The sequence below is a fragment of the Pseudomonas gorinensis genome (assembly GCF_042015035.1).
GTDB classification, from domain to species: Bacteria; Pseudomonadota; Gammaproteobacteria; order Pseudomonadales; family Pseudomonadaceae; genus Aquipseudomonas; species Aquipseudomonas gorinensis.
Genome location: NZ_CP167125.1, coordinates 5033612 through 5054699, shown reverse-complemented (window position 1 = coordinate 5054699; position 21088 = coordinate 5033612). Strand labels below are relative to the sequence as shown.

The window sequence follows — 21088 nt, the reverse complement described above, 5'->3', positions numbered from 1 at the left end:
CATGGCAACGATCAAGGATGTGGCAGCGCTTGCCGGTATTTCCTACACCACCGTGTCTCATGTGGTGAACAAGACGCGTCCGGTCAGCGAGCCGGTGCGCATCAAGGTGGAAGCCGCGATCAAGCAGTTGGACTACGTGCCCAGCGCCGTCGCGCGCTCGCTCAAGGCCAAGACCACGGCGACTATTGGCCTGCTGGTACCCAACAGCCTCAACCCGTATTTTGCCGAGCTGGCCCGAGGCATCGAGGATTACTGCGAGCGCAATGGCTATTGCGTGATCCTGTGTAATTCCGATGACAATGCTGAAAAGCAACGCAGCTACCTGCGGGTGTTGCTGGAAAAACGTGTCGATGGCTTGATCGTGACCTCCGTGGGCGGTGACGACAGCGGCCTCGCCGCGGGTTTGAGCGCGGTGCGCACGCCCATGGTCATCGTCGACCGGGCATTGGACGGCATTGACGTTGACCTGGTGCGTATCGACCACGAGGAGGGCGCTTACCTGGCCACCCGGCACTTGCTTGAACTGGGTCACCGGGACATCGCCTGTATTGGCGGCCCAGTCCATACCCGCGTGGCGCAGATGCGCCTGGCGGGGTATCACCGTGCGCTGCGCGAGGCGGGTGTGGAGGTGGCGGCTGATCGCACCCGGGAAAGCGACTTCACCAGTACCGGTGGTTATGCTGCGGCTGTGCAGTTATTGGCAGAAAACCCGCCCAGCGCAATCTTCGCCAGCAACGACATGATCGGCTTTGGTGTGCTGCGCGCGGCGGCTGAACGTAATCTCCGCGTGCCCGGCGAGCTGTCGGTGATTGGTTTCGACGATATTCAAATGGGCCGTTACGTCTACCCGGCGTTGACCACGGTCGGGCAATCGATCGTGCAACTGGGCGAGACGGCTGCCGAACTTTTACTGCGACGGATTGCGACACCCCAACTGCCGATCGATCAACGCATCGTGACGCCGAGCATCGTGTTGCGTGAGTCGACGGCGCCAATTGCCGGTGTGTTCGCCCAATACCGCTGAACCGAATTGATGAGTATTGATGTATGCCAGCAAAAGTAGTGGTAGTAGGCAGCTTGAACATGGACCTGGTGACCCGTGCCAGTCGCTTGCCCCGTGCCGGTGAAACCTTGATCGGCCAATCGTTTTCCACCGTTCCCGGCGGCAAGGGCGCCAACCAGGCCGTGGCTTCGGCGCGGTTGGGGGCCGAGGTTGCGATGATCGGTTGTGTCGGCACTGATGCCTACGGCAGCCAGCTGCGCGATGCGCTGCGGGTGGAAGGCATCGATTGCGGGGCTGTGAGCACCGTTGCCGGCTCCAGCGGCGTGGCGCTGATTGTCGTAGATGACAGCAGCCAGAACGCCATTGTGATCGTCGCGGGCAGTAACGGTGAACTCACGCCGGCTTCGTTGCAGGCGTCTGACGCGGTGCTGCAGGCCGCCGATGTGATCGTCTGCCAGCTTGAAGTGCCAATGGAGACTGTGGGGCATGCGCTCAAGCGCGGTCGTGAGCTGGGTAAGACGGTTATTCTTAACCCGGCGCCGGTCAGCGGTCCTTTGCCGACCGAGTGGTATGCCTCGATCGACTACCTGATTCCCAATGAAAGCGAGGCGACCGCGCTGAGCGGTGTGACGGTCGACTCCCTCGACAGCGCCATGCTGGCTGCGACCGAATTGATCAAGGCGGGCGCCGGTAAAGTCATCATTACCCTTGGTGCCCAGGGCGCGTTGTTCGCCGATGGCCATGGCTTTGAGCACCTGGTGGCGCCCAAGGTCAAGGCGCTGGATACCACGGCGGCCGGTGATACTTTTGTGGGTGGCTTTGCCGCGGCATTGGCCAGCGGCAAGAGCGAAGCCGAGGCCATTCGATTCGGCCAAGTGGCGGCGGCGCTGTCGGTGACCCGTGACGGCGCCCAGCCTTCCATCCCTACGCTGCACGACGTACAAGGTTTTGTGCCCTCATGAAAAAGACACCCCTGCTCAATATTGCTCTGTCGCGCGTGATCGCCTCCCTGGGGCACGGCGATATTCTGGTCATCGGCGATGCTGGTCTGCCAGTACCGCCGGGTGTCGAGTTGATCGACCTGGCGCTGACCCAGGGCATTCCCGATTTCATCAGTACCTTGCGCATCGTGCTCAGTGAAATGCAGGTGGAAAGCCATGTGCTGGCCGAAGAAATCCTGCTTAAGCAGCCACCGGCGCTGACTGAGCTGAACAGTCTGAACGCACAGGCCCATCTCGGCGAGCGTCGTCTGGTCAGCCATGAAGCGTTCAAGCAGCTCAGCCGTAACGCGCGCGCCATTGTTCGCACCGGTGAGTGCCAGCCTTATTGCAATATCGCGCTGGTGTCCGGCGTCACGTTCTAGCGTTTCCCAACGACAAGGAGTGTTCCATGCAACGTAGTCTTCCCACCCTGAGAAATCTGTTCCGGAGTGTCCTGCTTTTGTCCGCACTCACTGCAGCAAGCGCCCAAGCGGCGGAAAAAATCGACCTGATCATCGACACCGACCCGGGCGCTGACGACGTGGTGGCCTTGTTGTTTGCCATGGCTTCCCCGGAGGAGTTGAATATTCGCGCGCTGACCACCGTCGCAGGTAACGTGCGCCTGGACAAGACATCGCGCAATGCGCGCCTGGCCCGCGAGTGGGCAGGGCGTGATGACATCCCGGTGTACGCCGGTGCGCCGAAACCGCTGCTGCGTACGCCTATCTATGCCGAGAATATCCATGGCAAGGAAGGCATTTCCGGTGTGACGGTGCATGAGCCGAAAAAAGGCCTGGCCGAAGGCAATGCTGTCGACTATCTGATCAAGACCCTCAGTACCGCCAAGCCCCACAGCATCACCATCGCCATGCTCGGCCCACAGACCAACCTGGCGCTGGCATTGACCCAGGCTCCTGAAATTACCCAAGGCATCAAGGAAGTGGTGGTAATGGGCGGCGCGCACTTCAATGGCGGCAATATCACGCCGGTGGCTGAGTTCAACCTGTTCGCCGACCCGATAGCGGCCGAGATCGTGCTCAAGAGTGGCGTCAAGCTGACCTACCTGCCGCTGGACGTGACCCACAAGGTGCTGACCAGCGAGGCGCGCCTGAAAAAGATCGCGGACATCAAGAACAACGCGAGCAAGGTCGTCGGCGATATTCTCAATGAATACGTCAAGGGTGACATGGAGCACTACGGCATCCCAGGTGGCCCGGTGCACGACGCTACCGTGATTGCCTACCTGCTCAAGCCCTCTCTGTTCAGTGGGCGTCAGGCCAATATGGTGGTGGACAGTCGCGAAGGACCGACCTTCGGCCAGACCATCGTCGACTGGTATGACGGCCTGAAGCAGGAAAAGAATGTGTTCTGGGTTGAGAACGGCGATGCCCAGGGCTTCTTCGATCTGTTGACCGAGCGCTTGGCACGCCTGAAGTAATGCAGTTGCCGGTTGGCGCTCGCCGGCCGGTTCTTAATCGCGCTCGGGGTCGTGTGCACCCCGGTAATCGGTCGGGTATTTCTCGAATATCTGGCCGATGAATGCCTGTGCGGCTTGGGTGCCGAGTTCCTTGACCAGCAGGTCGATGCCAATGATCGCCAATTCTTCCGGGCTTCCGGGGCTGTAGGAGCTCTGTCCTTGGTGCCATTTGGCTTTGATATCGGCTTGAAGGGTTACGGTACTCATGGGCGGCTCACGATCTGAAAAGTGCTGGGCAGTGCGCTGAAACTCGGTTCTTGCGGGCGCAGTTAACCATTTTGCGCAGGGTTTGGCACTGCTACTTAGGCATGAGGGGGTGGCTGTGCGACACTGGTCGCCTGTCTAACTGCCGGGGACACCAGGTGCAGATCGATTTGAATAACCCCGAAAGCCTGACGCTGGTGGCCGTGCGCCAATTGATCGCCAGTGCCAGCGACGATGAACATACCCAGTTGCGCGTGACCAAGAGCGGTATCGCCTATATCTCATCGGGCAAAGCGGTGGGTGGCGTTGATATTGATGGGTTGCTGTTTCGTCTGGAAACGTGGGCCAAGGGCTCTGGGTATGTAGGCAATGTGGCGGCCAGCGACGAAGTCTGGGTCATGCAGATTTTCAATGCGCTGAAGGAGAACTGGCCGACGCCACGGTTTGACTACATTGATATCTACTGAGTACGTTCATATGTGGTCACGATTGGCCGGGCGAATGCCCGCGCTGAGTCAGGCAGACTTGCCCGCAGGCGATTTACGTCTTGAAACCAATCCGTCTGACGGCTGTCGCACGATCTCTGTTCATTTTTTATCATTAGGAGGCTTCATGCCTTGGAAGCTCGCATCATTCGGTACTTTGTTGGCAGCACTCGCGTTGGCGGGTTGCAGCACCCCAGGTGCCTCTGAGCCAGCCAAAGACGCCGCCACGGCCGACACCGGCCATAGCCGCTGTGAGTCGAAGGCCGCCGAGTTCGCGATTGGCCAGAAAGCCTCGCCCCAACTGCTGGAGCAGGCGCGCGCCCGTGCCGGTGCGCAGAATGCACGGATCCTCAAGCCCAACGATATGATCACCCTGGAATACCGCTCCGACCGCCTGAACCTGAACACCGACGACAACCTGGTGATCACGCGGGTCAATTGCGGCTGACAGCCTCCGGGTTTTTGCGCCACCCATAAAAAACCCCGTCACATGGACGGGGTTTTTTTAGCTCAGCGGAGAATTACTCGCCGCGAACCTGTGCAGCTTGCATACCCTTTTGGCCTTTCTCAGCCACGAAGGAAACGGTTTGGCCTTCTTTCAGGCTTTTGAAACCGTCGCTTTCGATAGCTTTGAAGTGTACGAACAGGTCGTCACCGCCACCTTGAGGAGTGATGAAGCCGAAGCCTTTTTCATCGTTGAACCATTTAACGGTGCCGGTTTGGCGATTAGACATGGTGTATCTCCAAGAAACATATATTTTCAGTAGTGCTGTGCTGCTCAGGCCAACTGGGCACACCGGGCTATCATAGTCGAAATGTTCGACTTGGGAGCCCCCCCAAGGCATTGTTTGCGAGTCAATAGCGTTGCGTTTACTACCTGAATCGGCTGAAAGCCCCGATCTACGGGGCTTTTGTGCGAAATATAAGCTGGTAAAAAAAGCCGTAAAAGCTGCGTAATTTGTGAGAAATGGCAGTTTTCGAGGTGTTTTTCCAGCAAAACGGCCGTCTGATCAGGGGTGAATATTACTTTTTCTTCACGACCTTGCAGGACGAAATAGCCGCGACCGCCTTGTTTTTAAGGTCCGGGCTGGCGTTCTGGTTGGTCATCAGCTCTTTGATCTCGGCCGTGCTCAATTCGGCGTTGATTTTGTTCGCGCCACATTCGCAATGTTCTTTGGCGGTTTTGACGTCCACATTTTGGCTGGCGGCAGAGGTGCAGTCTTTAACGAAGCTGTCACGGGCACCGGCTGGCCAGTTGGAAGGCGCAGCTGCTTGTGCGCCGAGGGAAAGGAGGCTCAGGGTAGCGGCGAGAGCGAGGGTCGAGGTAAAACGCATCATGGGATGCTCCTTTGGGTCGAGGACGAACAGCGATTCTCAGTGGGTTTGAGGCGTCGCGTACAGCTCAAGTTCACTTTTACCGCTATAAAGGCTGGAATTTGTCTTTACGTCGGATGGCGCCGGCGCGATGACCGTTCATCTGTGCTAGCATCAGCCACCTGGCTATTCCCGGGCGCGCCATTTGCCGCCTTGCCATGTTCCTTTTGTTCACTCCAGTCACTCTGGTTCGATTATCGGTTTGCCGAAAGGCTCCTGCCGCTGTAAGGCAGGCGTTCGTTGCTGAACGGCCTGGTGTTGGATCTTGTACTGGCTCATCCCAACCCACGTGACCTTTGGTAGGGGTCACCACTAGGAGAGGAGGCGCCATGCCAACTATTACTCTTCCCGATGGCAGTCAACGTTCATTCGATCATTCGGTTTCCGTCGCCGAGGTCGCCGCATCCATTGGTGCCGGCCTGGCCAAGGCCACCGTGGCCGGCAAGGTCGACGGCAAGCTGGTCGACGCCAGCGACCTGATTACCTCCGACGCCAGCCTGCAGATCATCACGCCCAAGGATCAAGAGGGGCTGGAGATCATTCGTCACTCTTGCGCGCACCTGATTGGCCACGCGGTCAAGCAGTTGTACCCCACCGCGAAAATGGTGATCGGCCCGGTCATTGACGAAGGTTTCTATTACGACATCGCCTACGAGCGTCCTTTTACGCCGGACGACCTGGCCGCCATCGAACAGCGCATGCACGCGCTGATCGAAAAAGATTACGACGTCATCAAGAAAGTCACCCCGCGCGCCGAAGTGATCGACGTGTTTACTGCGCGTGGCGAAGACTACAAGCTGCGCCTGGTAGAAGACATGCCGGACGAACAGGCCATGGGCCTGTATTACCATGAAGAATACGTCGACATGTGCCGTGGCCCGCACGTACCGAATACGCGTTTCCTCAAGTCGTTCAAGCTGACCAAGCTGTCCGGTGCCTACTGGCGCGGCGATGCCAAGAACGAGCAACTGCAGCGGATCTACGGCACCGCCTGGGCTGACAAGAAGCAGCTGGCGGCCTACATCCAGCGCATCGAAGAAGCCGAGAAACGCGACCACCGCAAGATCGGCAAGCGTCTGAACCTGTTTCACCTCCAGGAAGAAGCCCCGGGCATGGTGTTCTGGCACCCGAACGGCTGGACCCTGTACCAGGTGCTTGAACAGTACATGCGCAAGGTGCAGCGTGAGAACGGCTACCTGGAGATCAAGACTCCTCAGGTTGTTGACCGTAGCCTGTGGGAGAAATCCGGGCACTGGGCCAACTACGCCGACAATATGTTCACCACCCAGTCGGAAAACCGCGACTACGCCATCAAGCCGATGAACTGCCCTTGCCACGTGCAGGTGTTCAACCAGGGCTTGAAGAGCTACCGCGAGTTGCCGATGCGCCTGGCCGAGTTCGGTGCCTGCCACCGTAACGAGCCATCGGGTGCATTGCACGGCATCATGCGCGTACGCGGCTTCACCCAGGACGACGCACACATCTTCTGCACCGAAGAACAGATGCAGGCGGAGTCCGCTGCATTTATCAAGCTGACCATGGACGTTTATCGCGATTTCGGTTTTACCGAAGTCGAAATGAAGCTGTCCACTCGTCCGGAAAAGCGCGTCGGTTCCGACGAGCTATGGGACCGCGCCGAAGCGGCACTCGCCGCTGCGCTAGACAGCGCGGGCCTTGCGTACGATCTTCAACCGGGTGAGGGCGCGTTCTACGGGCCTAAAATCGAGTTCTCGCTGAAAGATTGCCTTGGCCGTGTCTGGCAATGTGGTACCTTGCAGCTCGATTTTAACCTGCCGATCCGTCTGGGAGCCGAATACGTCTCCGAAGACAACAGCCGTAAACACCCGGTCATGTTGCACCGGGCGATCCTTGGCTCGTTCGAACGGTTCGTCGGGATCCTGATCGAGCACTACGAGGGTGCGTTCCCCGCGTGGCTGGCTCCGACCCAGGCAGTGATCATGAATATCACTGATAAACAGGCAGATTTTGCCGCTGAAGTTGAAAAAACTCTCAACGAAAGCGGATTTCGTGCCAAGTCCGACTTGAGAAATGAAAAGATCGGCTTTAAAATCCGCGAGCATACTTTGCTCAAGGTTCCCTATCTTTTGGTTATCGGAGATCGGGAAGTCGAGATGCAGACTGTCGCTGTGCGTACTCGTGAAGGTGCTGACCTGGGCTCGATGCCCGTCGCCCAGTTCGCTGAGTTCCTCGCGCAAGCGGTTTCCCGGCGTGGTCGCCCAGATTCGGAGTAATTATTATTAAGCGTGAAATGAGACAAGATAAACGAGCTGCACCGAAAGCCCCGATCAACGAGAATATCTCGGCACGCGAGGTTCGGTTAATTGGCGCTGACGGCGAGCAGATTGGCATCGTCTCGATTGATGAAGCGCTTCGTATCGCTGAAGAGTCCAAATTGGACCTGGTGGAAATTTCCGCCGACGCAGTCCCGCCTGTTTGCCGGGTGATGGACTACGGCAAGTCGATCTTCGAAAAGAAGAAGCAGATTGCTGCGGCGAAGAAGAACCAGAAGCAGATTCAAGTAAAAGAAATCAAGTTTCGTCCAGGGACGGAGGAAGGGGATTACCAGGTAAAACTGCGCAACCTGGTACGTTTCCTGAGTGATGGGGACAGGGCCAAGGTATCCTTGCGATTCCGCGGCCGTGAGATGGCCCACCAGGAGCTGGGGATGGAACTCCTCAAGCGGGTTGAAGCTGACCTGCTCGAGTACGGTTCGGTCGAACAGCATCCTAAGATGGAAGGACGCCAGCTGATCATGGTCATCGCCCCGAAAAAGAAGAAGTAATCAACAGGGCACGGCAGGCCTTCTGATTATGTTTATCAACTGAATGCGGAGTATCCGAACATGCCAAAGATGAAGACTAAAAGTGGTGCTGCTAAGCGGTTTCTGAAAACTGCTAACGGTATCAAGCACAAGCACGCTTTCAAGAGCCACATCCTGACCAAAATGTCGACCAAGCGTAAGCGTCAACTGCGCGGTAGCAGCTTGCTGCATCCGTCTGACGTGGCAAAAGTCGAGCGCATGCTGCGCCTTCGTTAATTTTTGGATCAAGACTAGAGGAAGTAACTCATGGCTCGTGTAAAGCGTGGCGTCATTGCCCGTAAACGTCACAAAAAAATTCTGAAACTTGCTAAAGGCTACTACGGCGCACGCTCACGCGTATTCCGTGTTGCCAAGCAAGCGGTAATCAAGGCAGGCCAATACGCCTACCGTGACCGTCGTCAGAAAAAACGTCAGTTCCGCGCTCTGTGGATCGCTCGTATCAACGCTGGTGCTCGTGTTAACGGTCTGTCCTACAGCCGTTTCATTGCTGGCCTGAAAAAAGCGTCCATCGAGATCGACCGTAAGGTTCTGGCTGATCTGGCAGTGAACGAAAAAGCGGCGTTTGCTGCGATTGTCGAGAAAGCTAAAGCCACCTTGGCTTAAGTACCCCCGACAGTCACCCTGGGTTACTCTGTAGCCCAAGGTGTTAAACGTCTTAAATAGGGGAAGAGCCTTCAAGCTCTTCCCCTATTTTGTATCTGGAGTCTGTACATGGAAAACCTGGACGCGCTCGTCGCTCAAGCTCTTGAGGCTGTGCAAAGCGCTGAAGATATCAATGCCCTGGAGCAAATCCGGGTTCACTACCTTGGCAAGAAGGGTGAATTGACTCAGGTGATGAAGACCCTGGGAAATTTGCCGGCTGAAGAGCGTCCGCAAGTCGGTGCGCTGATCAACGTTGCCAAGGAGCGTGTCACAGAGGTTCTCAATGCGCGCAAGGCGTCGCTCGAGGAGGCCGATCTTGCGGCCAAGCTCGCCGCCGAGTCCATTGACGTGACCCTGCCTGGCCGTGGCCAGGCTTCGGGCGGTCTGCATCCGATTACCCGGACTCTGGAACGTATCGAGCAGTTCTTCACTCACATCGGCTACGGCATCGCCGAAGGCCCTGAGGTCGAAGACGACTATCACAACTTCGAGGCGCTCAACATCCCCGGCCATCACCCGGCCCGGTCGATGCACGACACCTTCTATTTCAATGCGAACATGCTGTTGCGCACCCATACCTCGCCGGTACAGGTCCGCACCATGGAATCGCAGAAGCCGCCGATCCGCATCGTCTGCCCAGGCCGTGTGTACCGCAGCGACTCCGATATCACCCACTCGCCGATGTTCCACCAGGTCGAAGGCCTGTTGGTTGATCGCGATATCAACTTCGCCGACCTCAAGGGCACCATCGAAGAGTTCCTGCGGGTGTTCTTCGAGAAAGAGTTGGCGGTGCGTTTCCGTCCATCGTTCTTCCCGTTCACCGAGCCGTCCGCTGAAGTCGACATGGAATGTGTGATGTGCAGCGGTAAAGGCTGCCGCGTCTGCAAGCAGACGGGTTGGTTGGAAGTGATGGGCTGCGGCATGGTTCACCCCAACGTGCTGCGCATGTCCGGGATCGACCCGGAAGAGTTCTCGGGCTTTGCCTTCGGCATGGGCGTTGAGCGTCTGGCCATGCTGCGTTACGGCGTGAACGACTTGCGTCTGTTCTTCGACAACGACTTGCGGTTCCTCGCGCAATTTCGCTAGTCGTAACGAATCTTTAGGAGAGCAGGATGAAATTCAGTGAACAATGGCTGCGTGGCTGGGTAAGCCCGCAGGTAAATCGCGACGAGCTGGTTGCTCGCCTGTCGATGGCCGGCCTTGAGGTCGATAGTGTTACCCCGGCTGCTGGCGTATTCAGTGGCGTGGTTGTGGGCGAGGTGCTGAGCACCGAGCAGCATCCTGACGCCGACAAGTTGCGTGTATGCCAGGTCAGCAATGGCACGGAAACCTTCCAGGTCGTGTGCGGAGCGCCCAATGTGCGTCCGGGCCTGAAGATCCCGTTCGCCATGATCGGTGCTGAACTGCCAGGTGACTTCAAGATCAAGAAAGCCAAGCTGCGCGGTGTCGAGTCCAACGGGATGCTGTGCTCCCAGGCTGAGCTGCAGGTAGGCGAGGGCAATGATGGCCTGATGGAACTGCCGGCCGACGCGCCTGTGGGCCAGGACATTCGTGCCTATTTGGAACTGGAAGACGCCAGCATCGAGGTTGACCTGACCCCGAACCGTGGCGACTGCCTGTCCCTGGCGGGCCTGGCGCGTGAAGTGGGCGCGCTGTACGACGTCCCGGTCACCCGGCCCGTGATTACCGCCGTCCCTGCGGTGCACGACGAAGTCCGCCCGATTGAGGTGCTGGCGCCAAACGCGTGCCCTCGTTACCTGGGCCGTGTGATCCGCAACGTCGACCTGTCCAAGCCCACCCCGCTATGGATGGTTGAGCGCCTGCGTCGCGCTGACGTGCGCAGCATCGACGCTGCCGTCGACATCACCAACTATGTGATGATCGAGCTGGGCCAACCACTGCACGCGTTCGATCTCGCCGAAATCAATGGCGGCATCCGTGTGCGCATGGCAGAAGAAGGCGAGAAGCTGGTATTGCTTGACGGCCAGGAAGTCACGCTACGCGCTGACACCCTGGTAATCGCCGACCATTCCCGCGCCCTGGCGATTGCTGGCGTGATGGGGGGTGAGCACAGCGGCGTGTCCGCGACCACGCGTGACATCTTCCTTGAGAGCGCATTCTTCGACCAGATCGCCATCGCTGGCAAGGCCCGTTCCTATGGCCTGCATACCGATGCGTCGCACCGCTATGAGCGTGGCGTAGACTGGCAGCTCGCCCGTGAAGCCATGGAGCGCGCCACTGGCCTGCTGCTGGACATCACCGGTGGCGAAGCCGGCCCGATTACCGAGGCCGTGAGCGAACAGCATCTGCCGTCCGTTGCACCTATTACCCTGCGCGCCAAAAGCGTCGAGCAAATGCTCGGCCTGGTGATTGAGCCTGCAGAGATTGAGCGACTTCTGTCGGCTCTCGGCCTGGGTATTTCCGCAGGCGGGGAAGGGCAGTGGCGCGTTGAAGTGCCAAGCCATCGTTTCGATATCAGCTTGGAAGTCGACCTGATCGAAGAACTTGCCCGCCTGTACGGCTACAACCGTCTACCGGTTCGTTACCCGCAAGCACGCCTGGCACCGCAACCCAAGGCGGAGGCGCGTGCACACCTGCCTGAGCTGCGTCGTCTGCTGGTTGCCCGTGGTTACCAGGAAGCCGTGACCTACAGCTTCATCGATCCGAAGCAGTTCGAACTGTTCAACCCCGGTGTCGAGCCGTTGTTGTTGGCCAATCCGATTTCCAACGACATGGCCGCCATGCGTTCGTCCCTGTGGCCAGGCCTGGTGAAAGCGCTTTCCCACAACCTGAATCGTCAGCAGGATCGCGTGCGCATGTTCGAAAGCGGCCTGCGCTTTGTCGGCCAACTGGACGGTTTGAAGCAGGAACCGATGCTGGCCGGTGTAGTGTGCGGTAGCCGTCTGCCGGAAGGCTGGGCACAAGGTCGTGATGCGGTGGACTTCTTCGACGTCAAGGCTGACGTGGAAGCCGTATTGGGTTTTGCCGGTGCATTGGGTGATTTCACCTTCGTTCCAGGCAACCACCCGGCGCTGCACCCTGGCCAGACCGCGCGTATCGAGCGCGAAGGTCGCCTGGTAGGCTTCGTCGGCGCCATTCACCCGGAACTGTCGAAAACCCTCGGCCTTGACCGTCCGGTCTTCGTCTTTGAGTTGGTCCTGGCGGAAGTCGCTTCGGGCAAGATGCCTAAATTCAGCGAGCTGTCGCGCTTCCCTGAAGTGCGTCGAGACCTGGCCCTGATCGCCGACCGCGAAGTCGCCGCCACTGCCGTCCTGGATGTAATCCGTGAAAATGCAGGGGAATGGCTGACAGACCTCAGGCTATTTGACGTCTATCAGGGTAAAGGCATTGATCCGCATAGAAAAAGCCTTGCAGTTGGCTTGACCTGGCAGCATCCATCGCGCACTCTTAATGACGATGAGGTGAACACCACGACACAAAATATCCTCACCTCGCTCGAACAAAGGTTAAACGCCACGTTAAGGAAGTGACGTATGGGGGCTTTGACGAAAGCTGAGATGGCGGAACGTCTGTACGAAGAGTTGGGTCTGAACAAGCGCGAGGCCAAGGAATTGGTTGAGCTGTTTTTTGAAGAAATCAGACACGCTCTGGAAGACAATGAACAGGTCAAATTGTCCGGTTTCGGCAATTTTGACCTGCGGGACAAACGCCAGCGGCCTGGCCGCAATCCAAAAACGGGAGAAGAAATCCCGATCACGGCTCGCCGTGTGGTCACCTTTCGTCCAGGGCAGAAGTTGAAGGCCCGAGTTGAGGCTTATGCTGGAACCAAGTCATAACGACGAGCTACCCGTCATCCCAGGCAAACGCTACTTCACCATTGGTGAAGTCAGCGAGCTATGTGCGGTAAAACCGCACGTGCTGCGCTACTGGGAGCAGGAGTTTCCTCAACTCAACCCCGTCAAGCGTACCGGGAACCGTCGGTATTATCAGCGCCAGGATGTGCTGATGATCCGACAGATCCGTGCGTTGCTGTATGACCAGGGGTTCACCATCAGCGGCGCCCGCCAGCGCATGTCCGGTGATGAAGCCAAAGACGACACCACCCAATACAAGCAACTGATCCGCCAGATGATCTCCGAACTCGAAGATGTGCTGGTGGTGTTGAAGAAATGATTCAGGCTTTTAAAATACTTCCACATTTCAAAAGCTTGCGGTATATTCCTGATCGCTTCGTTGCGAAGCGAACCCAGTAACACGCCTAGTCGGGGCGTAGCGCAGTCCGGTAGCGCACTAGCATGGGGTGCTAGGGGTCGAGTGTTCGAATCACTCCGTCCCGACCATATTATTCAATGACTTAGCCGAACTCTTACCAGTTCGGCTTTTTCGTGCGTAGGGACTTTTGCGGGGATCATCCCAATTTTCTCCTCAAGATGGTCAGCGCTGGCCCGCGAGAGTCTGTGAGTTCACGCCGCTTTTGGCCCTTTTGCGCGCTGCCTTTGGCACCAATCCTGTCTGATATTTTTCTTCCTTTCTCCGCTTTCGCGCATGTCAGATAGCGCTTGCCAAGCGTCCTGTTTCCGGACGATTAGTGCTTTTTCCCTCACCTGCTCCGCGGCGCTAAACCCTGGAAGCTCAGTTCCGATTCTTCGTTCTTAAAGGTCACCATCCCAAATCAGCGAAACCGGCTGTACGTCACGCTGGCCGTGCCTTTGAAGACAAACGGAAGCAGCGAAAGCACCTTTAGGCCGGACTTCCGATTGTGCGCTAGGGAAACGGAACAGAGCGCGGGGAGGCGGGGAGGGTGGTTGGGCAACCGCCAGGTCTGCGGAAGGTCTCTAGTCGCCGGCCGAGCCCTTTGATCACAAGGACCAGGGGCCGATTTGGAATCAAACCATCGAGTCCGAGAGCCTGCTTCATACCTCCAAATTCGATGTTTTTGGGCCCAAGCCGCAGTGCCAAACAGACCGCAAATTCACCCGACTTCTTGCGGTTTTGATGACAAACCATTTTTCAGGTAGTTGGCACCGATTGAGTGCCGCTGAACCCTCGAAAGATCCGTCGGCCGCGGCTTCTAGCGGTCAGCTCGGAATCTCTTGCAAGGTCCTAGTCGGTGCCAAATCCGCTGCTAACTCACAGTGATACCACTATCGAAGTTTGCCCAGTGGACTTCGATCCTTTTTCGATATTGAGCTGTGTAGGTCGTAGTATGTGACGTTCGATGATGGGCTGAGAAATCAGTGACGACCAAAGGCACATTACGGCTGTCGCTATAAGAGATATCATCTCGCCATCAGCTCAAGAGGGGCTCCCTGGCCGGTCAGTTTCGGCACTCCCTTGAGCATAACGACAAGGATTGTTGCGCATGGACGATACCGTTCAGCCCCTCACACCCCAAGAAGAAGCCCCGCCTAAAGAAGTGAAGGTCCTTGCCACCTTGGTGGCAAAGCTGAATCTTGCAGATTTCCAGAACGCTATCCCTGTGATTCGCGAGCTTCGTATCTCGAACGAAACGAGCAATCGTTTCGTCAATGCCACTCTTACGCTTAGCTCGGCCCCCGAGGTATTTAAGTCCAAGATCTGGCGGATCGACGAGATCGCTGCAGATAGCTTCCGGGTCATACCTGGGCTTGATCTTGTCTTGGATGGCCCGTTGTTGAGTCGCCTGACAGAGTCAGAGATGTCGACCTTTACGTTTGTCCTCGAAGCCGATGACAAAGAGGCGGAGAGCGGTCGCAAGGAAGTTGCTCGGCTTGAACAGGTCGTAGACCTTTTGCCCAGAAACCAGTGGGGCGGATTGTGGCATATACCAGATATGACTGCGGCTTTTGTTCAGCCGAATGATGCAGCGGTTGAGCGGTTGCTCAAACAGGCGGCCGAGTTGCTTCGTCTTAGCGATAAGCCGTCCGCGCTTGATGGATATGAAGGTGGCCCCAAAAGAGCTTGGCAGTTGGCGTCGGCAGTGTGGGGCGCGGTGGCGCGCATGAAGCTCGACTATGCGTTGCCGCCGGCTAGCTTTGAACAATCAGGGCAGAAGATTCGTAGCCCCAGCCAAATTGCTGACTCCGGGTTGGCTACTTGTCTCGACCTGACTCTGCTTTTCTGCGCAGCATTGGAGCAGATCGGTCTTAACCCCGTGATCGTATTCACCCATGGTCATGCTTTTGCTGGTTTGTGGCTTAAGCCAGAAGAGTTTACGGCTGCCGTGGTGGATGATGTCACTGCAGTACGTAAGCGGGTGAAGCTTCAGGAACTCGTGCTATTTGAGACCACTCTTATTACCCACACCTCGATACCGCCATTTTCTTATGCGGTAGAGATGGGCACGAAACAGGTAGCCGAAGACGCTGAAAGTGTTTTCGAGATGCTGCTAGATATCCGTCGCGCCCGTTTGCAGCGTATCAAACCGCTCGCCAGCTCAGAGGCTCAGATCGCACGTGTCGCCGTTGCTGAGACTGATGAAGCTCCATCGTTTCTTGTGGAGGAAGGGATCGGCATCGCTGATGAGAATATTAAGGTACAGGTTGAGGATCTGTCTAAGCTAGACCCAGCAGATCGCTTGGGCCGGTGGCAGCGGAAGCTTCTGGATCTGTCGCTTCGAAATAACTTGCTCAATTTCAAAATGGGTAAGCGAGCGCTGAAGCTTGAATCTCCTGACCCCGGTGCTCTCGAGGACATTCTTGCAAGTGGGCAGTCTCTGAAGCTGCTTACCAGGCCTGACCTGATGGATGGCGCAGATCCGCGTGAGCGCGCACTCTATGAGCAGCGTGAGCGAGAAGATGTTCGCCGCCGTCATGCTGAAGATGCTCTCAAACGTAGGGAAGTATTCGTTGCGCTGACGTCCGCTGAAATGGATGTCCGGTTAACTGAGTTATATCGAAGCGCTCGTACTGCTTTGCAGGAAGGTGGCTCCAACACGCTTTTCCTGGCCATCGGTTTTCTTAGCTGGACGCGTGAGGATAGGGCCGGGCAGAAGTACAAAGCGCCACTGGTCTTGGTTCCTGTCACTTTGGAGCGTAAGAGTGCGCGTTCTGGATTCACCATGGTGCTGCACGATGATGAGCCTCGTTTTAACCCAACTCTGATTGAGATGCTGCGTCAGGACTTTGAACTGGGTTTGGGTTCACTGGAGCAGGAGCTGCCTCGGGACGACTCCGGTCTGGATATCGCAGCCATTTGGAACAAAGTTGGTCATGCTATCAAGGATATCCCTGGCTGGGAGTTGAACGAGGACGTTGTGCTCTCGATGTTCTCGTTTGCCAAGTATCTTATGTGGAAGGATCTTGCCGAGAATGCAGAGCACCTTCGACAGAGCCCTGTAGTCCAGCACCTTCTGGATACGCCACGTGATTCGTTCATCTCCGATACCCCGTTTCCGGAGGCGGAGTCACTGGACCGTGATTACGGTCCGACTGATGTGTTCTGCCCATTGCCATCTGATTCATCTCAGCTTGCTGCTGTGATGGCAGCAGCGAAGGGAAAAGATTTCGTTCTCATAGGTCCACCGGGCACAGGTAAAAGCCAAACGATTTCCAACATGATCGCCCAGTCCATCGCTCAAGGGCGCCGGGTGTTGTTCGTATCTGAGAAAATTGCTGCCCTGGATGTCGTGTACCGGCGCTTGCGTGAAATCGGTCTGGGTGAGTTTTGCCTTGAACTTCACTCCAGCAAGGCTCGAAAAACGGATGTCCTTGCTCAGTTGCAGTCGGCTTGGGAAGCGAAAGGGGAGGTAGATGCTTCCGCTTGGGAGGTGGAAGCGCAGCGGCTGGCTTCCCTGCGTGACAGCCTCAATATTTATGTCGAGCGTCTGCATCGCCGGCACCGCAACGGCTACACCATCTACGATGCCATCGGGACGGTGACATCGGGTGTTGATGAGGCAGTAGCTCCACTTGGTTGGCCATCTCCGGACACGCATGATCAGAAGGCTATGCTTGGGCTTCGAGAACTGGCCGACCGCCTTGAAGTGAACGCTCAAGCTGTGGGTTACAGTCAGCTGGCAGGCAACGCTTTGTCTGGGGTAGGCCAAGCAGAGTGGTCGCCTCATTGGCAGCAACAATTCGTGCAGGCGGCTCGTGATGTGCTTCCCGCTGTGGTTGAAGTCCAGCGAGCTGCCGATCGCTTCGTTGAGCTGTCCGGGCTTCCTGTTACGGAGTACACCCCAACAGCGCTTGAGGGGCTGTCGATTCTTTCTCGAGTACTTCCCGCTGCCGCTGGGCATGATTGGCGGTTCGCACTGCGCCCCGATGCTCGCTCGATTTCTAAACGCCTGAGTGACGGCTGCACTTGGGTAGACGAACACCGGAACATTAACTCCAGACTCTCATCCTTCTGGTCCTCTCGTATTACTGCTGAAGCTAAACTAGGCATTGATCTGCTGCAGCAACGCCGCGCTACGTTCGTTGATCTAGGCCCGGCCTGGCCAGAAAATGTCACAGACGTTCTCGGGCAAGCTGTCACATTGTTGCGTCAGATAGACGACCTCAAGCACCAGCTAACGGCGTCCTACGGGGATGCGATTGAAGTACTTGACACCGAACTCCTGCTGCGCGAATGGAAAGAGTCGGAGGAGTCTTTCTGGCCTAAGTCCTGGTTCGGAAAACGCCGCATCGCTGGGCTATTGGCGCCGACGCAGACATCAACAGGTGAAGTCGACAATGGCAAGGATCTCGCTACTTGGGTAGAGATCCGGTCGGTGCGTCGAGCAATCGATAAGCTGGAGCCAGGTCATGAGTGTGTTGCTGTTTGGCAAGGTGCCAAATCCGAAGCAACGCATCTCGCGACAGCGATCAAACTGCAAGAGGCTATGCGGCTTCAGAAAAGTAATTCTGCTTGGATCGATGACGGCTTGCAGTTGGTTGAGCAGGGCCAGCTAGGTGATGAGCTGAAGGAGGAACTCCGCCGGCTGCGTACGTTGACTCGTCTCGATGCTGGGTTAGATGAGCTGGTTGATCTCAGCTTGGCAACTAGCTCTCTCTGGAGCGGTTTGACCACTGATATTGATGTGCTGACTGCAGCGCTGCGTTTTCAGGCTGAACGACGTGACATTGAAGAACGTGGTCGGCTTGTCGACGATCATCCTCATGTAGAGGAAGGGCGTTGTGGCTCGTCGTTCAAAGCTGATTTTGAGCTGCTCAAGAAAAGAGCAGCAGTTGAACGAGAGTTGGTGGATCTGGCTGATCTGCGAGAAATCGTTCCTGTCTGGAATGACTTGAAAACGAAGGTTGACGTCGCACTTACGGCGGTAGCCTTCCAAGGGGAAATGGCTACCGCGGTGGCTAAGCTAGCACTCAATCCTGAGCAGGTCGCGGCCTACAAAGCACCGCTTCAAACGTTGCTGGGTGATGGTAACGCATTACTTGAGCCGGAGGCTGCTATAGCCATTGCCGGCGTTACCCTTCGTGAAAAGCTCGAGCTGCTCCAGGAGCGAGCAGCGCACCTGACTGCCGTCGGTCATTTCACCGAAATGGGCGTCATCGAAACTGCCAACCTGGCACTAAGTGATATCAAGAAAAACTGCGAAACTGTCGTTTCGTCTGAGTCGCGCCTTAAGGCATGGTGCGCTTGGCGAAAGGTTCGCGATGAAGCCTACGCTGTCGGCTTGGCGCCAATTGTTCAAGCGATGGAAGCCGGAGCTATCACCTTTGGAAAAGTCCGGCGTGTATTGGAAGTAAACTATGCCCGCTGGTGGCTGAATACGACGGTCGACAACGAAGAGGTGATCCGGACGTTCGTCAGCGTGGAGCATGAGCAACGAATTCGCGATTTCCGAGCTTTGGACGACAAGTTCACGGAGTTGACCAAAGACTGGCTCCGAGCTCGGCTGTGTTCCGACCTACCAAGCCAAGACAGTGTAAGTCGCTCTTCAGAGTGGGGCGTCCTACGACATGAGATGGGCAAGAAGACCAAGCACATTCCATTGCGGGAGCTGATGAGTCGTGCGCCAGAAGCGCTAACCAAGCTGACTCCATGCTTGCTCATGAGCCCTCTCTCCATTGCCCAGTATCTGCCGCCTGCCTCAACACCGTTCGATCTCGTTATCTTCGATGAGGCATCTCAAATACCTGTATGGGATGCCATCGGCGCCATGGCCCGAGGGAAGCAGGTGGTGATGGTGGGCGACCCCAAACAGCTCCCTCCAACTTCGTTCTTTAACCGAGCTGAGTCGACCGCTGAAGATGAGGATGTAGAGGCTGATCTCGAGAGTATTCTGGACGAGTGCATCAGTGCCAACTTGCCGATGCGTAACCTGAACTGGCACTACCGTAGCCGCCACGAGAGTCTGATCGCTTTCTCGAACCAGCGTTACTACCAGTCGAAGCTGGTGACCTTCCCATCACCGTTTACGGCCGACAAAGCAGTACGGTTATGCCCAGTCCCGGGTGTATATGACAAGGGTGGGTCGCGAACCAACTTGATCGAAGCAAGATCTTTAGTTGCTGATCTGGTTGCTCGTCTTCAGTCGCCGGCCTTCCGCGAAAGCAGGCGAACCGTGGGGGTTGTAACCTTCAACGGAGAGCAACAGAAACTCATCATGGACATGTTGGATGAAGCATGCCGGAAAGATCCAACACTCGATTCGTACTTCGCAGAGTCCGAGTTGGAGCCGGTGTTCGTCAAGAACCTGGAGAGCGTTCAAGGTGATGAGCGAGACATCATCTATTTCTCGACCACCTATGGGAAAGACGCTGCTGGTGTGCTGTCGATGAACTTCGGCCCGATGAACCGCCCTGGTGGTGAGCGTCGGCTGAATGTGGCTATCACTCGCGCTCGACAGGAGCTTGTGGTGTTCTCGACTCTACGACCAGAGCACATTGATTTGGCCCGTACGCAAGCGATTGGGGTGCGTGATCTGAAGCACTTCCTAGAGTTTGCAGAGCGTGGCCCGCGGGCCCTGGCAGAAGCTGACTTTGGTAGCGTAGGTGGTTTCGACAGCCCATTCGAAGAGGCGGTTGCAGCAGCCTTGGCCAAAAAGGGGTGGCAGATTCATACCCAGATTGGCGTTTCCTCCTTCCGAGTAGACCTTGGGGTTGTTCATCCTGATGCTCCTGGTCGATTTCTTGCCGGCGTTGAATGCGACGGTGCTACCTATCATCGCAGCGCGACTGCTCGCGATCGTGACAAGCTCCGTGAATCTGTACTGCGTGGACTTGGCTGGGAGATCGTTAGGATATGGTCGACGGACTGGTGGATAGATGCAGTTGGAATTGCCGAGAAGGTACATCAACGTCTGAACGAGATCCTTGCTGAGTCCCGAGCAAAGCAGGCTGTCATCGATGCAGCTCAAGAGGCAGAGCGACTGAAAATCGACGCGGCTATGGCTGAGGTCATTGAGGTAGTGGATCAGGTTGCTGTGGTCGCCGCAGCGGATGGAGTGGCTGAAGCCAATGATCCCTCAGGCGCTTTGGATGAGTTGAAGTACGCCAAGGCGGCATCCATCACGCCAGTTGAAGATGTCCTGGCCTTTACTCGTCCCCTTGTAAATTTGGTTTATAAGGAAGCCGATCCTCGTCAAGCGGTAGGGTTGGTCGATCCAGATCAGTTCTTTGAGCCGAGTTACACAGAAACGTTGGAGCAGATGATTGCTCATGTGGTTGCGGAGGAGGGGCCGGTTCTGGACACCGCGCTCGCAAGGCGCATTGCCCGGGCGCATGGCTGGGTACGAACCGGCTCGCGGATTCGTGATCGGGTTGACCAAATTGCCCGGGCACGATTCCGGTCGCATGAAGAGGAACAAACTGGGGTCTTCTTCTGGCCCGCTCATATCGAGTCGGACACCAGTGTCGTCTTCCGTAGGCCCGGCGACGAAGACTCCATGAGAGCGCTAGCTGAAATCTGCCTACCAGAACTGCGTGCTTTGGTTGATGAGATGGTGCGGCGGGGGCACGAGGGGGAGGCCTTGATATACGCGGTCGCTAAGGAAGCTGGTGTAAGCAAGCTTGCTCATGCGGGACGTCAGCGAATTGAAAAGGCCATACGTCGAACAGTGTAGTAGCGAGAAGGAGGGGTACTGTAGAGGTACCCCTTTTTTTGTGGGTTTTGATCCTGCCCTTACTCTGTGATGCATGAAGTAAAAATGTGCTCCTTCTGGATTTCCTAGTATTTTCAATTTCCAGGAGCTCA

General features: G+C 56.7%; 18 protein-coding genes and 1 tRNA gene. 16 read left to right on the top strand and 3 right to left on the bottom strand.

Annotated features, from left to right (window positions below; translation table 11 throughout):
• Position 1: 1 nt before the first annotated feature.
• Genes AB7933_RS22825 through AB7933_RS22810 form a run of 4 tightly spaced genes read left to right on the top strand, consistent with a single transcriptional unit; the run spans position 2 to position 3421 of the window.
• The gene (locus AB7933_RS22825) at positions 2 to 1024 is read left to right on the top strand and encodes a LacI family DNA-binding transcriptional regulator (protein WP_024076476.1); all 1023 of its coding nucleotides are present in this window, start codon (positions 2 to 4) and stop codon (positions 1022 to 1024) included.
• 23 nt (positions 1025 to 1047) lie between these two features.
• On the top strand, positions 1048 to 1965 hold the full coding sequence (gene rbsK / locus AB7933_RS22820; RefSeq protein ID WP_375156275.1) for a ribokinase: 918 nt from the start codon (positions 1048 to 1050) through the stop codon (positions 1963 to 1965).
• Positions 1962 to 2366: a D-ribose pyranase gene (rbsD, locus tag AB7933_RS22815; protein WP_024076474.1), complete on the top strand. Its 405-nt coding sequence runs from the start codon at positions 1962 to 1964 to the stop codon at positions 2364 to 2366. Before rbsK ends, rbsD begins: the two co-directional genes overlap by 4 nt.
• A gap of 26 nt (positions 2367 to 2392) precedes the next feature.
• On the top strand, positions 2393 to 3421 hold the full coding sequence (locus AB7933_RS22810) for a nucleoside hydrolase (RefSeq protein WP_024076473.1): 1029 nt from the start codon (positions 2393 to 2395) through the stop codon (positions 3419 to 3421).
• 33 nt (positions 3422 to 3454) lie between these two features.
• On the opposite strand, the gene AB7933_RS22805 is transcribed toward AB7933_RS22810, so the two are convergent.
• On the bottom strand, positions 3455 to 3667 hold the full coding sequence (locus AB7933_RS22805; RefSeq protein WP_024076472.1) for a hypothetical protein: 213 nt from the start codon (positions 3665 to 3667) through the stop codon (positions 3455 to 3457).
• A 155-nt stretch (positions 3668 to 3822) separates the two neighbouring features.
• Between AB7933_RS22805 and AB7933_RS22800 the strand changes: the two genes are divergently transcribed.
• A complete protein-coding gene (locus AB7933_RS22800; RefSeq protein ID WP_024076471.1) occupies positions 3823 to 4131 on the top strand; it encodes a hypothetical protein in 309 nt (102 codons plus the stop codon).
• Between the two features lie 145 nt (positions 4132 to 4276).
• Positions 4277 to 4597, top strand: a complete 321-nt coding sequence (locus tag AB7933_RS22795; RefSeq protein ID WP_024076470.1) for an I78 family peptidase inhibitor — start codon at positions 4277 to 4279, stop codon at positions 4595 to 4597.
• A 73-nt stretch (positions 4598 to 4670) separates the two neighbouring features.
• On the opposite strand, the gene AB7933_RS22790 is transcribed toward AB7933_RS22795, so the two are convergent.
• Together AB7933_RS22790 and AB7933_RS22785 are read right to left on the bottom strand one after the other, a co-directional pair.
• Complete coding sequence (locus AB7933_RS22790) at positions 4671 to 4883, bottom strand: cold-shock protein (RefSeq protein WP_003234260.1); 213 nt, start codon at positions 4881 to 4883, stop codon at positions 4671 to 4673.
• Between the two features lie 289 nt (positions 4884 to 5172).
• A complete protein-coding gene (locus tag AB7933_RS22785; protein ID WP_024076469.1) occupies positions 5173 to 5487 on the bottom strand; it encodes a hypothetical protein in 315 nt (104 codons plus the stop codon).
• 365 nt (positions 5488 to 5852) lie between these two features.
• On the opposite strand from AB7933_RS22785, the gene thrS reads away from it, so the two are divergent.
• The 10 genes from thrS to AB7933_RS22735 all read left to right on the top strand — a co-directional run bounded on the left by thrS (position 5853) and on the right by AB7933_RS22735 (position 20957).
• Positions 5853 to 7775 (top strand): threonine--tRNA ligase, encoded by a 1923-nt coding sequence (thrS, locus tag AB7933_RS22780; protein ID WP_024076468.1) that lies wholly within the window; start codon positions 5853 to 5855, stop codon positions 7773 to 7775.
• Positions 7775 to 8326 (top strand): translation initiation factor IF-3, encoded by a 552-nt coding sequence (gene infC, locus AB7933_RS22775; RefSeq protein ID WP_169850653.1) that lies wholly within the window; start codon positions 7775 to 7777, stop codon positions 8324 to 8326. Before thrS ends, infC begins: the two co-directional genes overlap by 1 nt.
• A gap of 60 nt (positions 8327 to 8386) precedes the next feature.
• On the top strand, positions 8387 to 8581 hold the full coding sequence (gene rpmI, locus AB7933_RS22770; RefSeq protein ID WP_002553160.1) for a 50S ribosomal protein L35: 195 nt from the start codon (positions 8387 to 8389) through the stop codon (positions 8579 to 8581).
• Positions 8582 to 8611: 30 nt separating this feature from the next.
• Entirely contained in the window at positions 8612 to 8968 is a 357-nt protein-coding gene (gene rplT / locus AB7933_RS22765) for a 50S ribosomal protein L20 (protein WP_002553161.1), read from the top strand.
• Between the two features lie 108 nt (positions 8969 to 9076).
• Positions 9077 to 10093 carry a phenylalanine--tRNA ligase subunit alpha gene (gene pheS / locus AB7933_RS22760; RefSeq protein ID WP_024076467.1) on the top strand — a complete coding sequence of 339 codons (1017 nt, stop codon included), beginning with the start codon at positions 9077 to 9079 and terminating at the stop codon, positions 10091 to 10093.
• A 26-nt stretch (positions 10094 to 10119) separates the two neighbouring features.
• Positions 10120 to 12498, top strand: a complete 2379-nt coding sequence (pheT, locus tag AB7933_RS22755; RefSeq protein WP_024076466.1) for a phenylalanine--tRNA ligase subunit beta — start codon at positions 10120 to 10122, stop codon at positions 12496 to 12498.
• A gap of 3 nt (positions 12499 to 12501) precedes the next feature.
• Positions 12502 to 12804 (top strand): integration host factor subunit alpha, encoded by a 303-nt coding sequence (ihfA, locus tag AB7933_RS22750; RefSeq protein WP_002553164.1) that lies wholly within the window; start codon positions 12502 to 12504, stop codon positions 12802 to 12804.
• Positions 12785 to 13141 (top strand): MerR family transcriptional regulator, encoded by a 357-nt coding sequence (locus AB7933_RS22745; RefSeq protein WP_003174972.1) that lies wholly within the window; start codon positions 12785 to 12787, stop codon positions 13139 to 13141. The genes ihfA and AB7933_RS22745 overlap by 20 nt, the downstream gene beginning before the upstream one ends.
• Before the next feature lie 90 nt (positions 13142 to 13231).
• Positions 13232 to 13308 (top strand) — tRNA-Pro (locus tag AB7933_RS22740).
• 1022 nt (positions 13309 to 14330) lie between these two features.
• The gene (locus tag AB7933_RS22735) at positions 14331 to 20957 is read left to right on the top strand and encodes a DUF3320 domain-containing protein (protein WP_024076465.1); all 6627 of its coding nucleotides are present in this window, start codon (positions 14331 to 14333) and stop codon (positions 20955 to 20957) included.
• The last annotated feature ends 131 nt before the right edge of the window (positions 20958 to 21088 follow it).